This window comes from Pseudomonas sp. RW10S2, assembly GCF_014268985.1.
Lineage (GTDB): Bacteria > Pseudomonadota > Gammaproteobacteria > Pseudomonadales > Pseudomonadaceae > Aquipseudomonas > Aquipseudomonas wayambapalatensis.
Genome location: NZ_JABWRO010000172.1, coordinates 1 through 8,902, shown reverse-complemented (window position 1 = coordinate 8,902; position 8,902 = coordinate 1). Strand labels below are relative to the sequence as shown.

12 protein-coding genes are annotated in these 8,902 nt (G+C 62.3%); 7 read left to right on the top strand and 5 right to left on the bottom strand.

The annotated features are described in order from the left end of the window. Positions 1-77 precede the first annotated feature (77 nt). From HU729_RS24160 to tsaA, 4 genes are all read left to right on the top strand, one after another. On the top strand, positions 78-536 hold the full coding sequence (locus tag HU729_RS24160; protein ID WP_186667190.1) for an acetyltransferase: 459 nt from the start codon (positions 78-80) through the stop codon (positions 534-536). Between the two features lie 112 nt (positions 537-648). Beyond that, on the top strand, positions 649-1,359 hold the full coding sequence (locus HU729_RS24155; protein ID WP_186711770.1) for an rRNA pseudouridine synthase: 711 nt from the start codon (positions 649-651) through the stop codon (positions 1,357-1,359). Between the two features lie 49 nt (positions 1,360-1,408). Beyond that, positions 1,409-1,870, top strand: coding sequence for a DUF1456 family protein (locus tag HU729_RS24150; RefSeq protein WP_186667192.1), 462 nt, complete (start codon positions 1,409-1,411; stop codon positions 1,868-1,870). 7 nt (positions 1,871-1,877) lie between these two features. Then, complete coding sequence (gene tsaA, locus HU729_RS24145; RefSeq protein ID WP_186711769.1) at positions 1,878-2,573, top strand: tRNA (N6-threonylcarbamoyladenosine(37)-N6)-methyltransferase TrmO; 696 nt, start codon at positions 1,878-1,880, stop codon at positions 2,571-2,573. Between the two features lie 66 nt (positions 2,574-2,639). Here tsaA and fpr read toward each other — a convergent pair whose 3' ends face one another. After that, positions 2,640-3,419, bottom strand: a complete 780-nt coding sequence (fpr, locus tag HU729_RS24140; protein ID WP_054891020.1) for a ferredoxin-NADP reductase — start codon at positions 3,417-3,419, stop codon at positions 2,640-2,642. A 121-nt stretch (positions 3,420-3,540) separates the two neighbouring features. Between fpr and finR the strand changes: the two genes are divergently transcribed. Next, entirely contained in the window at positions 3,541-4,467 is a 927-nt protein-coding gene (finR, locus tag HU729_RS24135; RefSeq protein WP_186667194.1) for a LysR family transcriptional regulator FinR, read from the top strand. A gap of 3 nt (positions 4,468-4,470) precedes the next feature. On the opposite strand, the gene HU729_RS24130 is transcribed toward finR, so the two are convergent. The 3 genes from HU729_RS24130 to HU729_RS24120 form a co-directional block, all read right to left on the bottom strand. Then, a complete protein-coding gene (locus HU729_RS24130; RefSeq protein ID WP_186667195.1) occupies positions 4,471-4,836 on the bottom strand; it encodes a diacylglycerol kinase in 366 nt (121 codons plus the stop codon). 72 nt (positions 4,837-4,908) lie between these two features. After that, positions 4,909-5,559: a response regulator transcription factor ErdR gene (gene erdR / locus HU729_RS24125; protein ID WP_054891023.1), complete on the bottom strand. Its 651-nt coding sequence runs from the start codon at positions 5,557-5,559 to the stop codon at positions 4,909-4,911. Between the two features lie 256 nt (positions 5,560-5,815). Further along, positions 5,816-6,526 carry a tRNA-uridine aminocarboxypropyltransferase gene (locus HU729_RS24120; protein WP_186667196.1) on the bottom strand — a complete coding sequence of 237 codons (711 nt, stop codon included), beginning with the start codon at positions 6,524-6,526 and terminating at the stop codon, positions 5,816-5,818. 222 nt (positions 6,527-6,748) lie between these two features. Here HU729_RS24120 and HU729_RS24115 point away from each other — a divergent pair, with 222 nt between their 5' ends. After that, complete coding sequence (locus tag HU729_RS24115; protein WP_186667197.1) at positions 6,749-7,171, top strand: quorum-sensing-regulated virulence factor family protein; 423 nt, start codon at positions 6,749-6,751, stop codon at positions 7,169-7,171. 1 nt (position 7,172) lies between these two features. On the opposite strand, the gene HU729_RS24110 is transcribed toward HU729_RS24115, so the two are convergent. Further along, positions 7,173-7,376 (bottom strand): hypothetical protein, encoded by a 204-nt coding sequence (locus HU729_RS24110; protein WP_186667198.1) that lies wholly within the window; start codon positions 7,374-7,376, stop codon positions 7,173-7,175. Positions 7,377-7,733: 357 nt separating this feature from the next. On the opposite strand from HU729_RS24110, the gene HU729_RS24105 reads away from it, so the two are divergent. Next, positions 7,734-8,852 carry an LOG family protein gene (locus tag HU729_RS24105; protein ID WP_186667199.1) on the top strand — a complete coding sequence of 373 codons (1,119 nt, stop codon included), beginning with the start codon at positions 7,734-7,736 and terminating at the stop codon, positions 8,850-8,852. Positions 8,853-8,902 lie beyond the last annotated feature (50 nt).

Here is an 8,902-nt window from a genome sequence, read left to right as displayed (position 1 = left end):
GGGGCAAGCTTTGAAGAAAAACTCCGCAAAACTGTCATCAAGCATCTATGTTTTCCTCACTACCCGAGGAATACAGAATGTCCTTGCCCCTGACGCTGCATACCCCCCACTACAGCGACTACCCCGAACTGGTCCGTATCTGGGAAGCGTCGGTGCGCGCCACCCATGATTTTCTCCCTGACGCCTACATCGTGCTGCTGCGCGATCACGTGCTGCGCCGCTACCTGGATGCCGTGATGCTGATCTGTTGCCGGGACGCCCAACGCAGGATCCTCGGCTTTGCCGGTGTCGCCAACGGTCGTGTCGACATGCTCTTCGTTGACCCCGAACATCGCGGCCTGGGGGTTGGCAAGCGTCTGCTGCGCCATGCCATCGAGGAGCTCAACGCCGAACGCCTGGACGTCAACGAACAGAACTCCCAGGCACTGGGTTTCTACCTGCACGAGGGCTTCGAAGTGGCGGGACGCTCGGAAACCGATGGCCTCGGACAACCCTATCCACTGCTGCACATGCGACTGATCCGCGCACCGCGGTAGGCACGGCCCGTCAGCCGCGCCTGAAATGGCCCGACCGGCGCAGATTCGCAGCCGCAACACGGCACGGGCAGGTACAATAAGCACCTTTCCCTGCCCTGCGAACCCTCAGCTCATGTCCGAACCCGTCCGCCTGTCCAAACGCCTCATCGAACAGCTCGGCTGCTCACGCCGCGAGGCCGAACTGTACATCGAAGGGGGCTGGGTCACGGTCGATGGCGTGGTGGTCGAACAACCGCAGTTCAAGGTTGAAACCCAGCGTGTCGAACTGCTCCCGGGGGCACGTGCCGAAACACTGGAGCCGGTTACCTTGCTGCTCAACCAGCCCAAGGGCCAGGACAGTGAAACTGCCCGCGCCAGCATGAACATGGCCAGCCTCAGCGAAACCCACCGCGAAGGCGTGCGCCCCCTGCACGGGCACTTCGCCAGATTAACCTGCCCCGCCCCGCTCGAACGCGGCGCCAGCGGCCTGCAGGTATTCAGCCAGGACTGGCGTGTCACCCGCAAGATCGACGCCGACCTGCGCCGTCTGGAACAGGAGTACATCCTCGAGGTGCGCGGCGAAACCACGCTCCAGGCCCTGGAGCGCCTGGCCCGTGGTGCGACCCGCAATGACCGGGAACTGCCCCGGGCCAAAGCCAGTTGGCAGAACGAAACCCACCTGCGCCTGGCCCTGAAGAACCCGCAGCCCGGGCAGATCTCCGAAATCTGCGCCTACCTGCGCCTGGAACTGCTCGGCATGCGCCGCATTCGCCTGGGTGGCGTGTCGATGGGCAAGCTGCCCCTGGGCCAATGGCGCTACCTGTCCGGCAGCGAACGCTTCTAAGCGATACCGCCGCGCCGCAAGGTGCGGCTCAGAAAAGGATTCGAGTCACATGAACCACAACGATGTCCTGCGCAGCCTGCGCTACATGCTCAAGGTGAACGACGCCAAGATGGCCGAAATCATCGCCCTGTCCGGCCTTGAAGTGAACCCGGTGGTGCTTGCCGGCTATATCAAGAAGGAAGACGAAGCCGGCTATGTGCGTTGCCCGGAGCGCGTCATGGCGCATTTCCTCGATGGCCTGGTGATCCACCGCCGTGGCAAGGACGACAACCGTGCGCCCCAGCCCGTCGAGCTGCCGGTGACCAACAACACCGTGCTGAAGAAACTGCGGGTGGCTTTCGAACTCAAGGAAGACGACCTGCACGCGATCCTCAAATCGGTCAATTTCCCGGTGTCCAAGCCCGAACTCAGCGCGCTGTTTCGCAAGGTCGGCCATGACAACTACCGCCCCTGCCAGGACCAGCTGCTGCGCAACTTCCTCAAGGGCCTGACCCTTCGCGTGCGTGGCTGAGCCGATCATGCAGCACAGCGTCACACCGGTCGGCATCGTCCGCTCCTGCTTCAAGGAGAAGTTCGCCATCCCCCGCCAGCCCCGCCTGGCGCCCGCGGCACGCGGCGTGCTGGAGTTGCTGCCGCCGTTCGACCAGGGCGACGCGGTACAGGGCCTGGAGCAGGTCAGCCACGTCTGGCTGCTGTTCCTGTTCCACCAAGCACTGGAGGAAAAGCCCCGGCTGAAGGTGCGCCCGCCGCGCCTGGGCGGCAACAAGAGCATGGGCGTGTTCGCCACGCGTGCCACCCATCGCCCCAACGGGATCGGCCAGTCGGTGGTGCGCCTTGAAGCTGTAGAGCCCGGGCGTCTGCTCCTGTCTGGCATCGACCTGCTGGACGGTACGCCAGTGCTGGATATCAAACCCTACGTGCCCTACGCCGACAGCATCGACAATGCCATCAACCAGATGGCCAGCGATGCGCCACTGCCGATCAACGTGCAGTGGAGCGATAGCGCCCTGCACCAGGCCCACGAGCACGCTCTGCGCCTGGCAGAACCACTGGTGGAACTCATCGAACAGTGCCTGGCCCAGGATCCACGCCCGGCCTATCAGGTGCCAGCGCCGGAACGGCTCTACGGAGTGAGGTTCTGGGATGTGCAGGTGCGCTGGCATTATCCGCAGCCGGAGGTGATCCGGGTGCTGGAGGTTGCACGCGAAGCCTGAATTCACACTTTCCAGGCATAAAAAAACGCAGACCCAAGTCTGCGTTTTTTTATGCCGCAATTCGCCTTACTTCTCGACGAATGCGCGCTCGATCAGGTAATCACCCGGCTCACGCATACGCGCAGAGATCTTCAGGCCGAAGCTGTCGAGTACTTCGCTGGTCTCGTCGAGCATGCTCGGGCTGCCGCAGATCATCGCACGATCGTCCTGCGGGTTGATCGGTGGCAGGCCGATGTCGCTGAACAGCTTGCCGCTGCGCATCAGATCGGTCAGACGGCCCTGGTTCTCGAACGGCTCGCGGGTCACGGTCGGGTAGTAGATCAGCTTCTCACGCACCGCTTCGCCGAAGAATTCATTCTGTGGCAGGTGCTCGGTGATGAACTCGCGGTAGGCGACTTCGTTCACGTAGCGCACGCCATGGACCAGGATCACCTTTTCAAAACGCTCGTAGGTTTCCGGGTCCTGGATCACGCTCATGAACGGCGCAAGGCCAGTACCGGTGCTCAGCAGGTACAGGTGCTTGCCTGGGTTCAGGTCGTCCAGCACCAGGGTGCCGGTCGGTTTCTTGCTGATGATGATCTCGTCGCCTTCCTTCAGGTGCTGCAGCTGGGAGGTCAGCGGACCGTCCGGCACCTTGATGCTGAAGAACTCCAGATGCTCTTCCCAGTTCGGCGAAGCGATCGAATAGGCACGCATGAGCGGACGGCCGCTTTCCTGCTGCAGGCCGATCATCACGAACTGACCGTTCTCGAAGCGCAGGCCCGGATCGCGGGTGCACTTGAAGCTGAACAGGGTGTCGTTCCAGTGATGCACACTGAGGACACGTTCGTGGTTCATGTTGCTCATCTAATGGGGCTCCTGAAGAAAAACGCGGCGCGCGCAAGACGCGCAGTTGCGCGATAGTTTAGGGGCAGCGAGAATATCTGTTAACTGAATTATCAAGATATGACTTATCGGTTATATAGATATGCGATTCACTCTCCGCCAGCTTCAAGTCTTCGTCGCCGTCGCCCAGCATCAAAGCGTATCGCGAGCGGCCAATGTACTGGCCCTTTCGCAGTCGGCGGCCAGTACTTCCATCACCGAACTGGAGCGCCAGTCCAGCTGCCAGCTGTTCGATCGCGCCGGCAAGCGCCTGAGCCTCAACGCCCTGGGCCATCAGTTGCTGCCCCAAGCAGTGGCCCTGCTCGACCAGGCCAAGGAAATCGAAGACCTGCTCAACGGCAAGTCCGGCTTCGGCTCGCTCGCCGTCGGTGCCACCCTGACCATCGGCAACTACCTGGCAACGCTGCTGATCGGCAGCTTCATGCAGGTGCACCCGGAAAGCCAGGTCAAGTTGCACGTGCAGAATACGGCGCACATTGTGCAACAGGTAGCCCACTACGAAATTGACCTGGGTCTTATCGAGGGTGACTGCAACCACCCTGACCTGGAGGTGCAACCCTGGGTCGAGGACGAACTGGTGGTGTTCTGCGCCCCGCAGCATCCACTGGCCAAGGTCGGCCGCGCCAATATCGAGGCCTTGTCCCAGGAGGCGTGGATCTTGCGCGAACAAGGCTCAGGCACACGCCTGACCTTCGATCAGGCCATGCGCCACCACCGCGCCAACCTGAACATCCGTCTGGAGCTCGAACATACGGAAGCGATCAAACGCGCCGTGGAGTCGGGTCTGGGGATCGGCTGCATTTCACGCCTCGCGTTGCGCGACGCTTTCAGGCGCGGCAGCCTGGTGGCGGTGGAAACACCGGAGCTGGATCTGCTGCGGCAGTTTTACTTCATCTGGCACAAGCAGAAGTACCAGACCTCAGCCATGCGTGAGTTTCTCGAGCTGTGCCGCAGCTTTACTGCGGGGGTGCAGCGCAGCGACGAGATCGTGCTGCCGGCCATCGCCTAAGCGCTAGCCGAGCAGGATCACGCCCCAGACCAGCGCCACCATGCTCATTGCCACCAACTGCGCGGCACTGCCCATGTCCTTGGCGTTTTTCGACAAGGGGTGACGCTCCAGCGAGATGCGGTCGATGGCAGCCTCGACCGCCGAGTTGAGCAGCTCGACGATCAGCCCCAGCAGGCACACGGCGATCAGGATCGCACGCTCGCCGCGGCTGACCGGCAACCAGAAGGCAGTCGGGATCAGCAGCACGTTGAGCAGCACCAGTTGGCGGAAGGCAGCCTCGCCCTTGAAGGCGGCGCGCAGGCCGTCAAGCGAATAGCCGGCGGCGTTGAAGATGCGTTTCAGGCCGGTCTGGCCCTTGAATGGCGACATGTGAGTCAATTCACCTGGAAAAGGCCTGCAGGCTAGTCCAGCCTGGGTCAAAAAAGCGTGAAGCCGCGAGGCTCAGTTAGCTGAAACCGATTCAAGTTGTTGCAGCAGCAAGGCCGCCTGGGTCCGGGTGCGAACGCCCAGCTTGCGGAAGATCGCGGTGACGTGGGCCTTGATGGTCGCCTCCGAGACGCTCAGCTCGTAGGCGATCTGCTTGTTCAGCAAACCCTCGCAAACCATGGTCAGTACCCGGAACTGCTGCGGCGTCAGGCTCGCAAGCCCCTCGCTGGCGGCCTTGGCCTCGGCCGACACATCAACCTTTTCGAACGCCTGCGGCGGCCACCACACTTCGCCATCGAGCACCTTGCGCACGGCGTCCTGGATGGTTTCCAGCGGGCTGGACTTGGGAATGAAACCGCTGGCCCCGAACTCGCGGGACTTGACCACCACGGCCGCCTCTTCCTGCGCCGACACCATCACCACCGGAATCTGCGGATACTGCCCGCGCAGCAGGACCAGACCGGAGAAGCCATAGGCCCCCGGCATGTTCAAGTCGAGCAGGACCAGGTCCCAGTCGGATTTCTCGGTCAGGCGTGTTTCCAGTTCGGCGATGCTTGCCACCTCCACCAGCCGTACGTCCTGCCCGAGGCCGAGGGTCACGGCTTGGCGCAAGGCGCTACGGAACAGCGGATGGTCATCGGCAATCAGGATTTCATATGTAGCCATCGATCCAGGGGTCCTGTTCTGTGCCAGGCGCTGCGGGGTACGGGGCCTGTGCCTGGCGGGCAACTCAAGGCGCGGGCGACGGCGCCGCCTGCGGCAAGGGCACGACCGCAGCCTGGGATGGCGGCTGCGTCGTGGCCGAATCGGCGCCAAGGATGCCGAGCACCGTCCGGGTGGTCAAGCCAATTGCCCGGCGGCCTCGCCCACCCTGGCGACCTGCTCGACAGTATGAACCAATCCGGCTCGCTTGCCCCTTGGACTATAGGAAGGTATGCAAGCGTTGATGCGGCTCATCCTGGTCGTCCAGTGCCAGGTGTCGCTTGCCGCTGAGGTAATGCAGGCTGAACACGTCGAGGTAGGCATCCAGCGCTTGGGAGGCACGGTTGTCGCCGGCCAGGTCCAGACACATGGCCGCCACTTCCGCGGTGCAGAAATGATCGTCACGCTTGGAGCGGCGCAGGCGGTAGCGCGACATCTGCTCGGCCTCCAGGCTCAGCACCGGGAAGCGATCCAGGTACGGACTCTTGCGAAACATCTTGCGCGCTTCGGTCCAGGTGGCGTCGAGCAGGATGAACAGCGGCCGCTTGCCAGGCTCGCACACCACCTCGTTGACCACCCGCTCCGGTGCGACGAACTCACCAGGGAAGACGATATAGGGCTGCCACTGGGGTTGTTCGAGCAGCGCCAGCAAACGCGCGTCTACATCGGTGCGCTGCCAGCCGAAGGCCCAGGTATCTTCGATCAGGTCGGCGATGAGCCAGCCGGTGTTGGTCGGCTTCAATGGCTCGGTGTCGTGCATCACCAGACACATGCCGGCCCGGGCGTCGACCCGAGGCTTCCAGGCGCACAGACAATGGCTGGCGATCACCCGGCAGTCCGGGCAGCGATCAGCGCGCGAACCGCGGGCGACGAAAGGTTTGTTGCTGCGCGCCAGACGCTCGGCGCGCAGGCGCGCTACCGCATGGCTCATGGCTGCAAGCCTATGGACAGGAATGGGATGGACACTGCGACAACTCGGCGGGGAACAAAGACGTGAGTCTACCAGAGCAGCCACAGGATTGCCGTGCAGGCTACAAGCGCGCTCCCTTATAATCGCGCCTTTGGCAGCCGCTGCGCCCGTTGAGCGACGCGTTCATGGAACGCCGCCAGAAGGCGCAGGTCAAAGCGCCAGTTACCGAACCAGGAGAGATTCATGCTGCGTCTTATCGTCCCGACCCTGAGCCTGCTGCTCGCCCTGCCGCTCGCAGCCAATGCGGCGTCCAAGCAGGACTACGAGCTGAACCAGATGCTGCAGAAGGTTGCCAAGGAGAGCAGCGTCGGCACGCCACGCGCCGTCAACGAAGACATCCTCGATCAGGGATACACCGTCGAGAAGGGCAAGGCGCTGGTCAACCACCTGAGCGTGCGCGAAGAACATGCCCAGCGCATGCTGGAAAACCCGGCGCTGGTGCGCAGCCAGCTGGGCGACAGCGTCTGCCGCAACACCGGCTACCGCCAACTGATGACCAAGGGCGCGGTAATGGTCTACCGCTTCACCGTCTACAAGACCAACCAGCCGGTCATGGACCAGGCGTTCGATGCTGCCAGCTGCACGGCCGGCAACAAGAAGAAGTGATTCAGGCGACCTGATCGTCGCTGGCGCGCCGTTGCTCCTCATCGGCGCGCAGATCCGCCAGCAAGGCCTGAAGGTAACGTGATTGCCTGTCGGCGCCTTGCAACCTGCGCAGGCACTCGCCCTCCAGGCTCAATTGATGGTCCTGGGCTGCACGCCTGAGCAGTTCATACAACTGCAAGTCCACCTCAATGACCAACCGATGCATACCGCGACCTCCCCTCATCGCGCCGTTGTCTTTCAGTTAATCAAACCCCTGCACGGATTGGATCCTATCAGACGAACGGTTTGCAGCCGCAAACCGGCAGGATCGCTCGCCAGCGTCTAGATTGAAAGCGAACAGCACGCGTCAGCGGCAAGCACAGGAGATTGCCGCGCCACGACGTTGCCGGACCCGCAACGACAAAAGACAAGATGGACTCACGCCACTGCATCACGGCCTTGAAGGCCTACTGCAATGCTCGAGATGCACACTCGAGCGACAGCAGCCAGCGACACACGCAGTGTCGCGGCCGGGACACCCCATCGACCCGGTCAGAGGTTTTGCTGCAGAAGGAGACGCTGAATGCCTTACCTACCGAATGAACGTCTGTCCGATCATTTCAGGGAGCAGGGGATCGACCTGAACAAGATTGATGAACAACTGCAACTGGTGGCACCGGACAGCCCCAACCTGCCGCTCTACCGCGACATGATGCTGACCATCCTGCGCATGGCCTTCGACGACGCCAACCGATGGAATGCCAAGATCACCTTGCAGGCCCTGCGCGAACTGGACCACTCCTTCCGCACCCTCGAACGCTACAAGGGGCGACGCAAAGTCACTGTATTCGGCTCGGCGCGCACGCCTCAGGAACACCCGATGTATGCCCTGGCCCGAGAGCTGGGCGCCAGCCTCGCCCGCTCCGACCTGATGGTCATCACCGGGGCCGGGGGCGGCATCATGGCCGCTGCCCACGAAGGCGCCGGGGCAGCAAACAGCCTGGGTTTCAACATCACCTTGCCCTTCGAGCAGCATGCCAACGCAACGGTGGATGGCACCGATCAACTGCTGCCCTTCCACTTCTTCTTCATCCGCAAGCTGTTCTTCGTCAAGGAAGCTGACGCCTTGGTGCTCTGCCCGGGTGGTTTTGGCACCCTCGACGAGGCACTCGAAGTGCTGACCCTGATCCAGACGGGTAAAAGCCCTCTGGTACCGGTGGTGTTGCTCGACTCGCCTGGCGGGAGTTTCTGGCAGGACGCACTGAGCTTCATCAGCCGTCAATTGGAAGAGAACCGCTACATACTCCCCAGCGACCTGAAACTGGTACGTCTGGTACACAGCGCTGACGAGGCTGTGGAGGAAATCAACCAGTTCTACAGCAATTACCACTCCAGTCGCTGGTTGAAGAACCAGTTCGTGATCCGGATGCTGCACCCCCTCAGCGAGGCGGCGCTATACGACATTCAGGAGGGCTTCGCCGACCTGCGCCTGAGTGGCAAATACCATCAGCAAGCCGACAGCAGCGCAGAACATGAAGTCGGCGACTTCAACCACCTGACCCGCCTGACCTTCGCCTTCAACGGCCGTGACCAGGGACGCCTGCGTGAACTGGTGGACTTCATCAACCTGCCGGAAAACTGGGCCAAACCCCAACCGATGCACACGACGCAACATGCCCGGGAAGCGTTGAAAGTCAGTTGAACGAAAAACGGCCAGTGCGGCTGACCTGGCAGATGTCTGCCATGTCAGCC

What these genes read in the sequence shown, in the direction of transcription:
- HU729_RS24160 (WP_186667190.1), top strand. Translation starts at nt 78, where the DNA reads ATGTCCTTGCCCCTGACGCTGCATACCCCCCACTACAGCGACTACCCC.
- HU729_RS24155 (WP_186711770.1), top strand. Translation starts at nt 649, where the DNA reads ATGTCCGAACCCGTCCGCCTGTCCAAACGCCTCATCGAACAGCTCGGC.
- HU729_RS24110 (WP_186667198.1), bottom strand. Translation starts at nt 7,376, where the DNA reads ATGCATCGGTTGGTCATTGAGGTGGACTTGCAGTTGTATGAACTGCTC.
- HU729_RS24105 (WP_186667199.1), top strand. Translation starts at nt 7,734, where the DNA reads ATGCCTTACCTACCGAATGAACGTCTGTCCGATCATTTCAGGGAGCAG.
- HU729_RS24115 (WP_186667197.1), top strand. Translation starts at nt 6,749, where the DNA reads ATGCTGCGTCTTATCGTCCCGACCCTGAGCCTGCTGCTCGCCCTGCCG.
- fpr (WP_054891020.1), bottom strand. Translation starts at nt 3,419, where the DNA reads ATGAGCAACATGAACCACGAACGTGTCCTCAGTGTGCATCACTGGAAC.
- tsaA (WP_186711769.1), top strand. Translation starts at nt 1,878, where the DNA reads ATGCAGCACAGCGTCACACCGGTCGGCATCGTCCGCTCCTGCTTCAAG.
- HU729_RS24130 (WP_186667195.1), bottom strand. Translation starts at nt 4,836, where the DNA reads ATGTCGCCATTCAAGGGCCAGACCGGCCTGAAACGCATCTTCAACGCC.
- HU729_RS24120 (WP_186667196.1), bottom strand. Translation starts at nt 6,526, where the DNA reads ATGAGCCATGCGGTAGCGCGCCTGCGCGCCGAGCGTCTGGCGCGCAGC.
- erdR (WP_054891023.1), bottom strand. Translation starts at nt 5,559, where the DNA reads ATGGCTACATATGAAATCCTGATTGCCGATGACCATCCGCTGTTCCGT.
- finR (WP_186667194.1), top strand. Translation starts at nt 3,541, where the DNA reads ATGCGATTCACTCTCCGCCAGCTTCAAGTCTTCGTCGCCGTCGCCCAG.
- HU729_RS24150 (WP_186667192.1), top strand. Translation starts at nt 1,409, where the DNA reads ATGAACCACAACGATGTCCTGCGCAGCCTGCGCTACATGCTCAAGGTG.